A 15,134-nucleotide genomic window follows, 5' to 3' on the forward strand; every position below is an offset into this window, starting at 1 on the left:
TCGGGGGAATTCCCGCCGGGAGAATGTCCGGGTGGCCGACCGGTCAGCTCAGGACGGTCGACAGGATCTTTCCGATGAAGGCGGCCGGGGCGGGTTCGAGCATCGAGTCGTGGTCGCTGTCGACCGGGTGCCGGAGGATCCGGCCGGTCACGTGCGGGTGCCAGGACTCGGCGCCCGGGGCGCCGGGGGCGAGGCCGCGGGCGGCCGTGAACAGGAGCAGGTCGCCCCGGTAGCGGCTCGGGCGGTGGGCGTCGCCGAGGACGCCGTGGGTGCGGATCACTCCGAGCAGCCGGGCCAACTCGGTCTCGTCCAGCTCCGCGAGCGGGTTGCCGGCCTCGGCCAGCCGCCGGCGGGCGGTGGCGGGGTCGAGTGGTCCGTCGGCGGGGAGGCCGGCCCGCTCCAGCAGTTCGGCCAGGACGGCCCGGTCGTCCGGCGCGTCCCCGGTCGGGGTGCCGGTGCCGGGGAAGCCGTCCAGGTCGGCGAGCAGTTCGACCTGCTCGCCGCGGGCCTGCAGCCGGCTCGCGATCTCGTGGGCGACGAGCCCCCCGAACGACCAGCCGAGAATACGATAGGGCCCCTGCGGCTGGATTTCCAGCATTCTGCCGAGATACTTTTCGGCGATTTCCCGGACGGACTCCGCGGGCTTTTCCGGCGCGCGTACGCCGCCCGCCTGGAAAGCGTACACAGGAATGTCCGGGTCGATTTCCGCGGCGAGTGCCAGGAACGGCCAGCCGAGGCCGACGGCGCCGTGCACGCAGAACAGCGGACGGCGGCCGCCGGTCGGCCGGATCGCCAGGACGGGGGCGAACGGGTCGTCCGGCGCGGGCGGGTCCCCGGGCGTGGAGGGGCCCGCGGGCGCACCGGTGCCCTCGGCGGCGCCGGCCGCCAGCGCCAGGCCGGCCACGGTGCGGTGCGCGAAGACGTCGGCCGGGGTGAGCGACAGTCCGGCCGCCCGGGCCCGGCTGACCAGTTGGATCGACTTCAGGCTGTCGCCGCCCAGGTCGAAGAACCCGTCCTCGGCGCCGACCCCGGGCAGCCCGAGCAGCTCGGCGAAGATCCGGCTCAGGGCGAGCTCGACCGGCCCGCTCGGCGGCCGTCCGGCGGAGCGCCCGGCCGCCCGGTCGGCGGCGCCGGGGGCGGGCAGGGCCTTGCGGTCGACCTTGCCGTTCGGGGTGAGCGGCAGCTCCGCGAGCGGGACGTACGCGGCCGGGAGCATGTACTCCGGCAGGACGGCCGCCAGGTGGGCGCGCAGGGCGGCGGGTTCGGGGCGCCCGGGGCCGGCGGGCACCAGGTAGGCGACCAGCCGGCGGTCGCCGGGCGTGGACTCCCGGTCGACCACGGCGCAGCGCTCCACGGCCGGGTGGTCCGTCAACACGGCCTCGATCTCGCCGAGTTCGATCCGGAAGCCGCGGATCTTGACCTGGTGGTCGACCCGGCCGAGGTAGTCCAGTGCGCCGTCCGGCCGCAGCCGGGCGAGGTCGCCGGTGCGGTACATCCGGCTGCCGGGCGGCCCGTACGGGTCGGCGGTGAAGCGCTGGGCGGTCAGCGCGGGGCGGTCCAGGTAGCCCCGGGCGAGGCCCGCGCCGGCCAGGTAGAGCTCGCCGACCACGCCCGGTGGCACCGGGCGCAGTGCGGCGTCCAGCAGCCGGGCCTGGTTGCCGGCCAGCGGGCGGCCGATCGGCGGGGTGCCGGCCGGGCCGGGCGGGAGTGCGGCGGAGAGCGACCAGATGGTCGTCTCGGTCGGGCCGTACAGGTTGGTGACCTCGGCGGCGGCGCCGGTCAGCGCCTCGGCCAGGGCCGGGCCGATCGCCTCGCCGCCGGTCAGCACGTGCAGTCCGGCCAGGGCCCGCGGGTGGGCGGTGACCAGGGCGTGCCAGAGCGTCGGGGTGGCCTGGAGGACGTCCGGTCCGCTGGCGCGGATCAGGTCGGCCAGCAGGTCCGGGTCGCGGACGGTCTCCAGCGGGGCGACCACCAGCCGGGCGCCGCGGAGCAGCGGGGCCAGCAGTTCCAGGTTGGCGATGTCGAAGCCGAAGGTGGTGACCGCGAGCAGGCTGCGGCCGGGGCCCAGGCCGAGCCGGCCGGAGAGGTCCAGCAGGTGGTTGGCCAGGGCGCCGCGGGGCACCACGACGCCCTTGGGGCGGCCGGTGGAGCCCGAGGTGTAGATGACGTACGCGGCGTGCTCGGGCCGGACCGGCGCGGCCAGTTCGGCCGGGCGCAGGTGGTCCGGCGCCTGGCCGTCGACCAGGGCGCGGGTGGCCGGGTCGTCCAGCAGCAGCGGGGTGCCGGCCTTCAGGGCGGGGACGGCGGCGGCCACCTCGGAGCGCGTGACGGTGAGCACCGGGGCGGCGTCCTCGGCCATCGCGCCGATCCGGTCGGCCGGGTAGGACGGGTCGATCGGCAGGTAGGCGGCCCCGGACTTGACCACCGCGAGGGCGGCCACCACGAGGTCGACCGAGCGCGGCAGGGCGATCGCCACCACCGTGTCCGGGGCGGCGCCCCGGGCGAGCAGGGTGCGGGCGAGCCGGTTGGCCCGGCGGTGCAGTTCGGCGAAGTCGAGCCGCTCGGTGCCGAATTCGAGCGCCGGGGCGTCCGGACGGGCGTCCGCGGCGGCCTCCAGCAGCTCGGCCAGGGTGTGCTCGCTGACCAGCGCGTCGGGGCCGACCCCGGCGGCGAGCAGCTGCTCCGGTTCGCCGGGCAGCAGCACCGGGGCGGCGCCGACCGGGCGGTCGGGCCGCTCCACCAGGGCGGTCAGCAGGTGCACCAGGCGTGCGGTGAGCCGGGTCGCGCCGGCCGCGGTGAACAGTTCGGTGCTGTACTCCAGCCGGCCGGTGAGGCCCTCGGTGCCGTCCTCCGCGGCGAGTTCGAAGGCGAGGTCGAGCCGGGCGCTGCCCAGTTCGGCCGCGCCGGCCTCGGCGGTGACGCCGGGCAGGTCGAGCCGGGCGGCGGCGTTGTTGTGCAGCGCCAGCAGGGTCTGGAACAGCGGGTTGCGGGCCTGGGCGCGCTCGGGGCCGAGGGCGTCGACCAGCTTCTCGAAGGGCAGGTCCTGATGGGCGTAGGCGGCCAGGGCGGCGGCCTTGACCCGGTCCAGCAGGGCGCGGAAGGTCGGCGCGCCGGAGAGGTCGGTGCGCAGCACCAGGGTGTTGACGAAGCAGCCGACCAGGTCGTCCAGGGCGTCGTCGGTGCGGCCGGCGATCGGGGTGCCGAGCGGGATGTCGTCGCCCGCGCCGAGCCGGTGGAGCAGGGTGGCCAGCGCGGCCTGGAGCACCATGAACAGGCTGGCGCCGCTCTCCCGGGCCAGCGCGAGGGCGGCCCGGTGCACCTCGGCGGGGACGGCGAAGCGGACGCTGCCGCCGCGGTAGCCGGTGACGGCCCGCCGGGGGGTGTCGACCGGCAGCTGGAGTTCCTCCGGCAGGTTGGCCAACTGGTCTTTCCAGTAGGCGAGTTGCTGGGCGGCGACGGATTCCGGGTCGGTCTCCTCGCCGAGCAGGCCGCGCTGCCAGAGCGCGTAGTCGGCGTACTGCACCGGCAGCGGCGCCCAGCCGGGCGCGTGGCCGGCCAGTCGGGCGGCGTAGGCGGTGGAGAGGTCGCGGGCGAGCGGTCCGTTGGACCAGCCGTCCCCGGCGATGTGGTGGATCACCACGACCAGCAGGTGGTCCTCGGGGCCGGCCGCGAGCAGGGTGGCCCGGATCGGCGGCCGGTTCGCCAGGTCGAACCCGATGGCAGCGAACTCCTGTGCCGCCGAATCGAGTTCGGACGCCGGGAGGTCGCGGACCGGCAGCCCGACGGCGGCCTGCGCGGTGGAGAGCACCCGCTGGTGCGGCAGGCCGTCGCGGTCCGGGAAGACGGTGCGCAGGCTCTCGTGCCGCTCGATCACGTCGGTCAGCGCGGCGGCCAGCGCGGCGCGGTCCAGGGCGCCGCGCAGCCGCAGCGTCCAGGGCAGGTGGTAGGTGGCGGAGGGGCCCTCCAGCCGGTCCAGGAACCAGAGCCGCTGCTGGGCGTACGAGAGCGGCAGCAGCTCCGGCCGCTCCCCGGCGGTCAGCGCGGGGCGGACGGCGTCCCGGGTGAGCCGCCCGGCCAGCGCGGCCACCGTGGGGGCCTCGAACAGGGTGCGGATGGCCAGCTCGGCGCCGAGCAGGGTGCGGACCCGGCTGACCAGCCGGGTGGCGAGCAGCGAGTGCCCGCCGAGCTGGAAGAAGTCCTCGTCGATGCCGACCCGGGGCAGGTCCAGCACCTCCGCGAAGGCGGCGCACAGCACCTCCTCCTGCGGCGTGCGCGGACCGCGGCCGCTCGGGCCGGCCAGGTCGGCCTCGGGCAGTGCCGTGCGGTCCACCTTGCCGTTGGGGGTCAGCGGCAGGGCGTCCAGCACGACCAGGGCGGCGGGCACCATGTACTCGGGCAGGAGCGCGGCGGCCGCCGCCCGGCACCGGGCCGGGTCGAGGTCGCCGGTGACGTAGCCGACCAGCCGGGCGTCGCCGCCGGCGCCGCGGCGGACCACCACCACGGCGTCGCCGACCCGGTCGATCGAGCGCAGCGCGGCCTCGACCTCGCCGGGCTCGATCCGGTGGCCGCGGATCTTGACCTGGTGGTCGACCCGCTCCAGGAACTCCAGTTGGCCGTCCGGCCGCCGGATCACCCGGTCGCCGGTGCGGTACATCCGGGCGCCCGGCAGCGGGCTGAACGGGTCGGCGGTGAACACGGCGGCGGTGCGGGCGGGCTGGTCCAGGTAGCCGCGGCCGACGCCGCGCCCGCCCACGTACAGCTCGCCGGGGACGCCGTCCGGGACCGGGCGCAGCGCGCCGTCCAGGACGTACAGCCCGGTGCCGCGCACCGCCCGGCCGATCGGGGCGCGCACCGAGTCCAGGTCGGCGGGGGCGCCGATCAGGGCGTGGGTGACGTCGTCCGAGCACTCGGTCGGCCCGTAGGCGTTGACCAGCGGGATCCCCGGGTGACGGGCGAACCAGCGGCGGGCCAGGTCGGCGGGCAGCGCCTCGCCGGTGACCACCAGCGTGCGCAGCCCGGTCAGGGCGGGCGGCGGCGCGCCGGCGTCCCAGCTGTCCAGGGCGGCCCGCAGCAGCGAGGGGACGACCTCCAGCACGGTGACGCCCTCGGGGGCGACCAGGCCGAACAACGCCTGCGGGTCGGCGGCCAGTTCGCGGCCGGTGACCCGCAGCCGCCCGCCGACGACCAGGGCGGCGAGCATCTGCCAGACCGAGATGTCGAAGGTGACCGGGGCGTTGTGGACCAGCACGGTGCGCGCGTCCAGCTCCAGGTCGTCGACCTTGGCCAGCAGGTGGTTGACCATGCCCGCCCGGTGCACCATGGCGCCCTTGGGGCGGCCGGTGGAGCCGGAAGTGAAGATGACGTACGCCAGGTCGTCGGCGGCGCCGCGCGGGGCGGGCAGCCGCTTGGCGGCCCCGGTGCCCAGCTCCAGCACCGGGACGTCCAGCCCGGCTCCGGCCAGCAGTTCCACGCCGGTGGCGCGCTCGCCGGGGTCGACCAGCAGGGCGCCGAGGTGCGCCTCGGCGGCCAGCACGGCGCCGCGCCGCAGCGGAGCGGCGACGTCCAGCGGCAGCCAGGCCGCGCCCGCGCCGAGCACGCCGAGGACGGCGGTGACGAAGCCGCAGCCGGGCCGGGCCAGCACCCCGACCGGTCCGGTCGGGGCGCCCGCCCTGAGCAGCGCCCGGGTCACCGCGGCGGCCCGGGCCGCCAGTTCGGCGTAGCCGAGCCGCTCGGTGCCGTCGGAGACCGCGACGGCCTGCGGGGTGGTGCGGGCGAAGTGCTGGACCCGCGCCACCACGTCCGTCCACGGGTCGGCGGCGGCCGGCTCCGCGGCGGGGACGGCCAGCCGGGTGTGCTCGCCGGGCAACAGCAGGTCCAGCTGTCCGAGCGGGCGGTCCGGTTCGGCCCGGGCGGTGCGCAGCACGTGCAGCAGCCGGTCGGCGACGACGGCCGCCTCGGCCGGGGTGAACCGGGCCGTGTCGTAGCCGATCTGGAGCCGCAGCCGCTCGCCGGGCAGGGCCATCAGGCTGAGCGGGTAGTGGTTGGCGTCACCGGCCCGCAGGTCGGTCAGCCGCAGTCCGGCGACCTCGCCGGCCAGCGCCTTCGGGTCGAGCGGGTAGTTCTCGAAGACCAGCACGCTGTCGAAGAGGTCGCCGACCCCGGCGATCCGCTGGACGGCGTCCAGGCCGAGGTGCTGGTGCGGGAGGAGCCGGGACTGGCGGTCCTGGAGGGCGCCGAGCAGCTCGGTGAAGCTCTGCGCCGGGTCCAGGTCGACCCGGACCGGCAGGGTGTTGATGAACAGCCCGACCATGCCCTCGACCCCGGGCAGCTCCGGCGGGCGGCCGGAGACGGTGCCGCCGAAGACGATGTCGCGCAGCCCGGTGAGGGTGCCCAGGACGGTTGCCCAGGCGCCCTGCACCACGGTGTTGACGGTCAGGCCGCGGTGGCGGGCCCAGCCGGTGAGGGCGGCGAACTCCTGCTCGTCCAGTTCGACGGCGTGTTCGCCGGGCATCCCGCGCCGCCCGGTTGCTGCGGTTGCTGCTGCGGTGCCGGCCGTTCCGGCGGTGCCGGCCGTTCCGGCGGTTCCGGCGGTGCCGGACAGCCGGGTGGGCTCGGTGAAGCCCGCCATCGCGGCGCTCCAGGCCGCCTCGGCCGCCGCCCGGTCCTGCCGGGCCAGGTGCGCCAGGTAGGACTTGTACGGGGCGGGCCGGGGCAGCGACACCCCGCCGTCGGCGTAGCAGGCGAACAGCTCGCGCACCACGATCGGCATCGACCAGCCGTCGAACAGGATCTGGTGGGCGGTCAGCACCAGCCGGTGCCGGCGCTCGCCCAGCCGCAGCAGGCTGAAGCGCAGCAGCGGGGGGCGGGCCAGGTCGAAGGGGCGCAGCCGGTCCTGCCGGGCCGGCTCGTCCGGGTCCCGGGCGGAGTCCCGCAGGTCGATCTCCCGCCAGTCGAGCGGGACGTCGCGCGGCACGACCTGCACCGGGTCGCCGTTCTTGCGGTAGCGGAAGGCCGCCCGCAGGTTGGGGTGGCGCTCCAGCAGGGCGGTGACCGCCCGCCGGAGCCGGGCCGGGTCCAGCTCGCCGGCCAGGTCCAGTGCCAACTGCACGGTGTAGACGTCCAGTTCCTCGCGGTGGTACTGCGCGTGGAACATCAGTCCGGCCTGGAGCGGGGCCACCGGCAGGATGTCGCTCAGATTGGAGCTCCGCCCGGGTCGTCGCCCGGTGCGGGGCTCGGCCGAGGCCGTGGTCACAGCTCGTTCCCCCAGTCGTCCATCTCGTCCATCTCGTCCTCGAATTCGTCGATCTCGTCCTGGCTGAGTGCCACCAGGTCGAGGTCGGACGGGGTCCAGCCGCCCGCGCCGGGCTCCCGGGTGTGCCGCACCAGCGCCCGCAGGGCGTGGAACCAGCCCTCGGCGAGGTCCTCGGCGTCGGCCGCCAGCAGGGCCAGGCCGGCCCAGGTCCAGCGGGCGCTCAGGCGCGGGCCGTCCGGGCCGTCCTCGGTCACCGCGTTGACGTCCAGGACGTGCGGCAGCGGCATCCCCGGGTCGGCCCCGGCGGCCAGCGCGGCGGACTGCCCGGTCAGCGACCAGTCCTCGCCGGTGGGTGCGGGCAGCCGGCCCAGGTAGTTGAAGCCGAGCTGCGGGCGGGCGGCGCCGGACAGCTCCTGCCCGCCCGGCCCGTCCAGGTACCTCAGCAGGCCCCAGCCGAGCCCGTGCCCGGGCACCATCCGCAGGTGCTCCTTGACCAGCTTGAGGCTGTGCCCGGCGGCCGGGCCGCCGGCCAGCGCCTCCGCGAGGTCCACCGGGCCCGGGTCGAGCCGCAGCGGGTAGGCGGTGGTGAACCAGCCGACCGTGCGGGAGAGGTCGACGCCGGGGGCGAACTCCTCGCGCCCGTGGCCCTCCAGTTCCACCGGCACCGGGCGGTCCGGCCGCCCGGTGCGCCGCCGCCAGTCGGCGACGGCGAGGGCCAGGGCGGTCAGCAGCACGTCGTTCACCTCGGCGTGGAACGCCCCGGTGACCTCGGTGAGCAGCGCCGCGGTGGTGTCGGTGTCCAGGGTGCGGTGCAGCGTCCGGGCGGTGGCGAAGGTGTCCACCGCCGGGTCGGCGGCCCGGTGGCCCAGCGGCTCCTCGCCGCCCGCCGACTCGGTGCGCCACCAGTCGAGTTGGGCGCGCGTCCCGGGGGTCGCGGCGGTCCGCTCCAGCAGTGCGGACCAGTGCCGCAGCGAGGTCCCGACCGGCTGCAGCCGGACCGGCCCGCCGGCCGCCGCGGCCGCGTGCGCCCGGGCCAGGTCCGGCAGCAGGATCCGCCAGGACACCCCGTCCACCACCAGGTGGTGCAGGGTGAGCAGCAGCTCGTTCCCGGCCGGGTGCCAGAGCGCCTGGACCATCCGGCCCGCGCCGGGCGCCAGCCGCTGCCGGGCCGCGACCGCCTCGGCGGGCCAGTCGGCCGCCGGGCCGTCCAGCACCCGCAGCAGGTCCGCCGCGGCCACCGTGCCCGGCTCGGTGACCAGCAGCGTCCAGTCCGGCCGCAGCCGCATCCGCAGCCCGTCGTGGTGGTCCAGCAGGGCCTGGAGGGCCGCGGTCAGCGACTCCCGGGTGGCGTCGGCCGGGGTGCGGACCAGGACGGCCTGGTGGAAGCCGTCCACCGGCCCGCCGAGGGCGCGCAGCCAGTGGCCGATCGGCAGCTGCCCCAGGGGGCCGACGCCGTCCTCGGTGCCGACCGTGGCGGTGGCCGCCTCGGCGGTCCGGGCCACCACGGCCAGCGCCGCCGGGGTCCGGTGGGTGAAGACGTCCTGCGCGGTGACCACCAGCCCGGCCGCGCGGGCCCGGCTGACCAACTGGATGGAGACGATGCTGTCGCCGCCCAGGTCGAAGAACCCGTCGTCCGCGCCGACCCCGGGCAGTCCGAGCACCTCGGCGAAGACCGCGCAGAACGCGGCCTCCCGGGCGTCGGCCGGGGCCCGGCCGGTGGTGGCGGCGGCGTAGTCGGGCGCGGGCAGCGCCCGGCGGTCCAGCTTGCCGTTGCCGGTGAGCGGCAGGGTCTCCAGCGGGACGAACGCCGACGGCACCAGGTAGTCGGGCAGTTCGGCGGCGAGGGCCGCCCGCAGCTCGCCGACCGGCAGCCCGGCCGGGGTCACGTAGGCGACCAGCCGCTTGTCGCCGGGGCGGTCCTCGCGGACCACCGCGGCGGCCTGCTCGACGCCCGGCCGGGCCAGCAGCGCGGTCTCGATCTCGCCGAGCTCGATCCGGAAGCCGCGCAGCTTGACCTGCTCGTCGACGCGGCCGACGTAGTCCAGCTGGCCGTCGGCCGTCCAGCGCACCAGGTCGCCGGTGCGGTACATCCGGTCGTTCCGGTCGCCGTACGGGTCGGCGGTGAAGCGCTGGGCGGTGAGCTCGGGCCGGTGCAGGTAGCCGAGGGCGACCCCGGCGCCGGCCACGTACAGTTCGCCGATCACGCCCGGCGGGACCGGCCGCAGCGCCGGGTCCAGCACGTACACCCGGGCGCCGGCCAGCGGTCGGCCGATCGGCGGCTTGACCGCTCCGGCCAGGGGTTCGCTGACGGTGGCGCAGACCGTGGTCTCGGTCGGGCCGTACGCGTTGAGCATCCGCCGGCCCGCGGACCAGCGCTCGACCAGCTCGGGCGGGCAGGCCTCGCCGGCCGTGATCAGGGTCAGGCCCTCGGGCATCGGCAGCCGGGACGGCCAGGCGGCGAGCACGGTCGGCGGCAGGCAGACCACCTCGACGCCGGCCGTGCGGACCAGCTCGGCGAGCGGCTCGCCGGGCGCCCGGTCGGGCTCCGCGGCCAGCACCAGGACGGCGCCGTTGAGCAGCACGGTGAACAGCTCCCAGGCGGCCGCGTCGAAGCTGAACGAGGCGAACTGGAGCAGCCGGGTGCCCTCGTGGACGGCGAACCGGCCGTGCTCGGCGGCCAGCGCGGCCACCGCCCGGTGCGGCACCAGCACGCCCTTGGGGCGGCCGGTGGAGCCGGAGGTGTAGATCACGTACGCCGGGTGGTCCGGCCCCAGCGGGGCGGTCCGCTCGGTGTCCCGCGGGTCGTGCGCCGGGGCGGCGGCGACCGCGGCGGCGGTCGCCGGGTCGTCCAGCAGCAGCACGGGCGCGGCCTGCTGCTCCGGCAGCCGCCCGGCCACCGAGCCGTGGCCGAGCACCGCCAGCGGGGCGGAGTCCGTCAGCAGGTAGGCGATCCGCTCGCGCGGGTACGCCGGGTCGACGGGCAGGTAGGCCGCGCCCGTCTTGAGGACCGCGAGCACCGCGACGACCGCGTCGACCGTGCGCGGCAGCGCCAGGGCGACGATCCGTCCGGGGCCCGCGCCCAGGGCGATCAGGTGGTGGGCCAGCCGGTTGGCGCGCTCGTTGAGCTCGCCGTAGCCGATCTCGGCGCGCACCGCGCCGTCCTCGAACCAGAGCAGCGCGGGCCGTTCGGGCGCGCGGTGCGCCCGCTCCTGGAACACGTCCGGGAGCCGGACCGGGCCGACGGTGGTCGGGGCGGCGGCCCCGCTCCAGGTGCCGAGCAGCAGCTCGCGCTCCTCGGGCAGCAGGGCGTCGAGTCCGCTGAGCGGCCGGTCGGGCTCGCCGGTCAGCAGGCCGAGCAGGTGGGCCAGCCGGTCGGCGAGGCCGCGGGCGGTGCGCTCGGTGAACAGGTCGGTGCTGTACTCCAGGGTGCCGGTGAGGCCGTCCGGCCGCCCCGCCCCGTCGTACTGCTCGACGAGTTCGAAGGCCAGGTCGAACTTGGCCGTCCCGGAGCCGACCGGGGTGACCTCGGCGGTCAGGCCGGGCAGCTCGGGGTGGGCCCCGGCGTTGTTCTGGAAGGCCAGCATCACCTGGAACAGCGGCTGCCGGGCCAGCGAGCGGCCGGCGCCGAGCCGGTCGACCAGCCGCTCGAACGGCACGTCCTGGTGGGCCAGGGCGGCCAGCACGGTCTCCCGGGCCCGGCCGACCAGGGCGCGGAAGCTCGGGTCGCCGGACAGGTCGGTGCGCAGCACCAGGGTGTTGACGAAGAAGCCGACCAGGTCGTCCAGGGCCTGCGCGGTGCGCCCGGCGACCGGGGTGCCGAGCGGGATGTCGGTGCCGGCGCCGAGCTTGCCGAGCAGCACCGCCAGCGCCGCATGCACCACCATGAACGGGCTGGCGCCGGTCTCCCGGGCCAGCGCGGTCAGGGCGCGGTGCGCCCCGGCGTCCAGCCGCAGCGGCACGGTGGCGCCCCGGTAGCTGGGCACCGCGGGGCGGGGGAAGTCGACGGGCAGCGTCAGCTCCTCCGGCAGGTCGGCCAATTGGCTTGTCCAGTAGTCGAGCTGACGGGACATCAGACTGTTCGGGTCGTCCGCGTCGCCGAGCAGTCGGCGCTGCCAGAGCGTGTAGTCGGCGTACTGGACGGCCAGGTCGGTCCAGTCCGGGGCGCGGCCGGCCAGCCGGGCCCGGTAGGCGGCCTGGAGGCCGTCGACCAGCGGGCGCACCGACCAGCCGTCGGCGGCGATGTGGTGCTGGACCAGCAGCAGCACGTGCTCCTCGGCACCGGTCTCGAACAGCACGGTGCGCAGCGGCGGTTCGGCCGCCAGGTCGAAGGGGCGGCCGGCCCGGGCGGCCAGCTCGGCCTCCAGCTCCTCGGCCGGACGGCCGGAGAACGGCACCACCGGCAGCTCGGGGCAGGCCTCGCCGACCGGGAGCACCCGCTGGTGCGGGCGTCCGTCCTCGGCCGGGAAGACGGTCCGCAGGCTCTCGTGCCGGGCCACCACGTCGGCCAGCGCCCCGGCGAGCGCGGCCCGGTCCAGCGGGCCGGTCAGCCGGACCGCGTGGGACAGGTGGTAGGTGGCGCCCGCGGCGTCCAACTGGGAGAGGAACCAGAGCCGTTGCTGCCCGGGGGAGAGCGGGATGCGGTCCGGCCGCGGTCCGGCGGCCAGCTCCTCGCGGGCCGGTTCGGCGCCGTCCAGGGCGAGCGCCAGGGCGAACGGGGTGGGGGCCTCGAACAGGGTGCGGATCGGCAGTTCGACGCCGAGCCGGGCGCGCAGCCCGGTGACCACCCGGCCGGCCAGCAGCGAGTGCCCGCCGAGCGCGAAGAAGTCCTCGTCGGCGCCGACCTCGTCCAGCTCCAGCACCTCGGCGAACAGCGCGCAGAGCAGCGCCTCGCGCGGGGTGCCCGGGGCCCGCCGCTCGCGGTCCGGCGCGTGGAGGTCCGGCACCGGCAGGGCCTTGCGGTCCACCTTGCCGTTGGGGGTCAGCGGGAGCGCGGCCAGCGGCACCAGGACGGTCGGGACCATGTAGTCGGGCAGCGTCCGGGCCAGCTCGGCACGGACGGCGGCCGGGTCGGTGCCGCCGGTCAGGTGGGCGACCAGCCGGGCGCCGCCGGACGGGTCCCGGGCGACGGTCACCACCGCGTCGGCGACGCCGGGCACGGCGCGCAGCGCGGCCTCGACCTCGCCGGGCTCGATCCGGTGGCCGCGGATCTTGACCTGGTGGTCGACCCGCTCCAGGAACTCCAGCCGGCCGTCCGGCCGGTGCACCACCCGGTCGCCGGTGCGGTACATCCGGGCGCCGGGGGCGATGGCGTACGGGTCGGCGACGAAGGCCCCGGCGGTGCGTCGCGGGTCGTCGAGGTAGCCGCGGCCGACGCCGCGGCCGCCGACGTACAGTTCGCCGGGCTGGCCGGCCGGGACGGGCTGGAGCGAGTCGCCGAGGACGTACAGCCGGGTGTCGCGGACCGGGCGGCCGATCGGGGCGCGCACCGAGTCCAGCTCGGCGGCGGAGCCGATCAGGGCGTGGGTGACGTCGTCCGAGCACTCGGTCGGCCCGAAGGCGTTGACCAGCGGGATGCCGGGGAACAGCGCGAACCAGCGGCGGGCCAGGTCGGCGGGCAGCGCCTCGCCGGTGACCACCAGCCGGCGCAGCCGGGCGAGCCCGGGCAGTGCCGCGCCGCTCTCCCAGGCGTCCAGGGCGGCCCGCAGCAGCGAGGGGACGACCTCCAGGACGGTGACGCCCTCGGTGTCGGCGAGCGTGAACAGCGCGCCCGGGTCGGCGGCGACCTCGCGGGCGACGACCCGCAGGCGGCCGCCCGCGACCAGCGGGCTGAGCATCTGCCAGACCGAGATGTCGAAGGTGACCGGGGCGTTGTGCACCACCGTGTCGGCCTCGGACAGCTCCAGGTCGGCGTGCTTGGCGAGCAGGTGGTTGACCATGCCGTCGCGGTGCACCATGGCGCCCTTGGGGCGGCCGGTGGAGCCCGAGGTGTAGATCACGTACGCCAGGTCGTCGGGGCCGCCGGCGGGTGCGAGCAGCTCCCGGTCGCGGGCGTCGTCGAGGGCGAGCACGGCGGGCCGCTGCGGCGGGGCATCGGGCACGGCGGGCTGCTCCGGCGGGGCGGCGGGCCGGGCCGGCCGCTGCGGCAGCGCGTCGAGCAGGGCGTCGAGGTACGGCCGCTGGTCCTCGCCGTGCAGCAGGACGGCGGGGCCCGCGGCCTCGACGAGTGCCGCGCCGCGGGCGGCCGGGGAGCGCACGTCCAGCGGGAGCCAGGCGGCGCCGGCGCCGAGCACGCCGAGGACGGCGGTGACGAAGCCGGTGCCGGGGGCGGCGGCGATCGCCACCAGCCGGTCCGGGCCGGCGCCGGCGGCGACCAGCCGGCGGGACAGGGCGCCGGCCCGGGCGACCAGCTCGGCGTAGTCGAGCCGGCCGGCGTCGTCCTGGACGGCGACGGCGTCCGGGCGGGCCAGGGCGAGCTCGCGGATCCGGGGCAGTACGTCGGTGAAGGCCTCGGGCTGCTGCTCGTAGCTGTTCCACTCGATCAGCACCCGCTCGCGCTCGGCGGCGGGCAGGGCGGTGATCCGGCCGACCGGGAGCTCGGTGGAGACGGTGGCGAACTCGGCGAGGTAGCCGAGCAGGGCGTCGCGGAAGAGCTCCAGCCGCTCCTGCGGGTAGCGGTCGGCGTCGCCGTCGATGCGCAGCTCGCAGCCGTCCTCCTCGCTGTCCAGGAAGAGGATCTGGAGGTCCGGGACGGGGCCGGTGGACAGGTTGCGGACCCTGGCCCGGCAGTCGCCGAGGGCGAAGGTGCCACCGGTCTGCAGCACGTTGACGGTGGGGCCGAAGGTGCGGCCGGCGTCGCCGGTCAGTCCGAGGTCGCGGCGGATGGTGTCGTGCCGGTGGCGCTGGTGCCGCAGCGTACCGCGCAGGACGGCGGCGGTCCGGGTGAGCAGGCCGTCGCGGCCGAGCGCGGGGTGGGCGTCGAGCGGCAGCGGAAGGAAGTTGGCGCGCATGCCGGGCACGGACTGGGCGAGCGGGGTGGTGCGGGCGGCGACCGGGAGGGTCAGCACCACCCGGTCGGTGCCGCCGAGTTGGGCCAGGCAGCCGGCGGTGGCGCCGATCAGCAGGGTCTGCCAGGTGACCCGCTCGGCCCAGGCGGCGTCCTGCAGCCGGGTGACGGTGTCGGCCGGGATCAGTCCGGTGCTGCGCACGGTGGCCCGGGCGGGTGCGCCGAGGTGGCCGGAGAGCACGGTGGGCTCGATGCCGTCGGCCAACTGCTCGGCCCAGTAGGCGCGGTCGCGCTGGTGGGCGGGGGAGGCGAGGTAGTCCCGCTCCTCGGCGAGCAGGTCGGCGAGGCTCGGGTCGGCGGCGGGCTCGGCGCCGGGCAGGTCGTACTCGGCGGCGAGCCGGCGGTAGACCAGGGTGCGGCTGAAGCCGTCCAGCAGGATGTGGTTGGCCTTGAGGTGCAGCCAGGCCAGTTCGGGGCCGATCAGCACCAGGGTGGCGGCGAGGGCGTCCGGGCCGAGCGAGGAGGGCTGCCGGAGGTCGGTCTCCAGAAACGTTTCGGCGGCGGCGAGCGGGTCCGCCTCCGCGGTCAGGTCGAGCACCGACAGCGGGCGCGGCCGCGGCGGTTCGACGATCTGCACCGGCCGGCCGTCCCGCTCGGCGAAGCGCACCCGCAGGCACTCGGTGCGGTCCTGCACGCGCTGCCAGGCGGCCCGTAGCCGCTGGTGGTCCAGCGGGCCGGTCAGCTCCAGGCAGTCCGCCATGGTGAACACCGGGTTCCCCGGGTCGAGCTGCTGGGCGAACCACATCTCCCGCTGGGCGTCGGAGAGCGGAAGTTCGTCGGGATCTGCTGATTCGAACAATGGCGATGTGTGACGCATCG

The 15,134-nt window shown here is 76.9% G+C and carries 2 protein-coding genes; both read right to left on the reverse strand.

All coding sequences use genetic code 11. From position 1 onward, the window contains the following. Nucleotides 1-43 precede the first annotated feature (43 nt). Complete coding sequence (locus AB0O91_RS05525; protein WP_363428142.1) at nucleotides 44-7,252, reverse strand: amino acid adenylation domain-containing protein; 7,209 nt, start codon at nucleotides 7,250-7,252, stop codon at nucleotides 44-46. Then, the gene (locus tag AB0O91_RS05530; RefSeq protein ID WP_363428144.1) at nucleotides 7,249-15,114 is read right to left on the reverse strand and encodes an amino acid adenylation domain-containing protein; all 7,866 of its coding nucleotides are present in this window, start codon (nucleotides 15,112-15,114) and stop codon (nucleotides 7,249-7,251) included. Before AB0O91_RS05530 ends, AB0O91_RS05525 begins: the two co-directional genes overlap by 4 nt. Nucleotides 15,115-15,134: the final 20 nt, after the last annotated feature.

This window comes from Kitasatospora sp. NPDC089797, assembly GCF_040684795.1.
Classification (GTDB): Bacteria; Actinomycetota; Actinomycetes; order Streptomycetales; family Streptomycetaceae; genus Kitasatospora.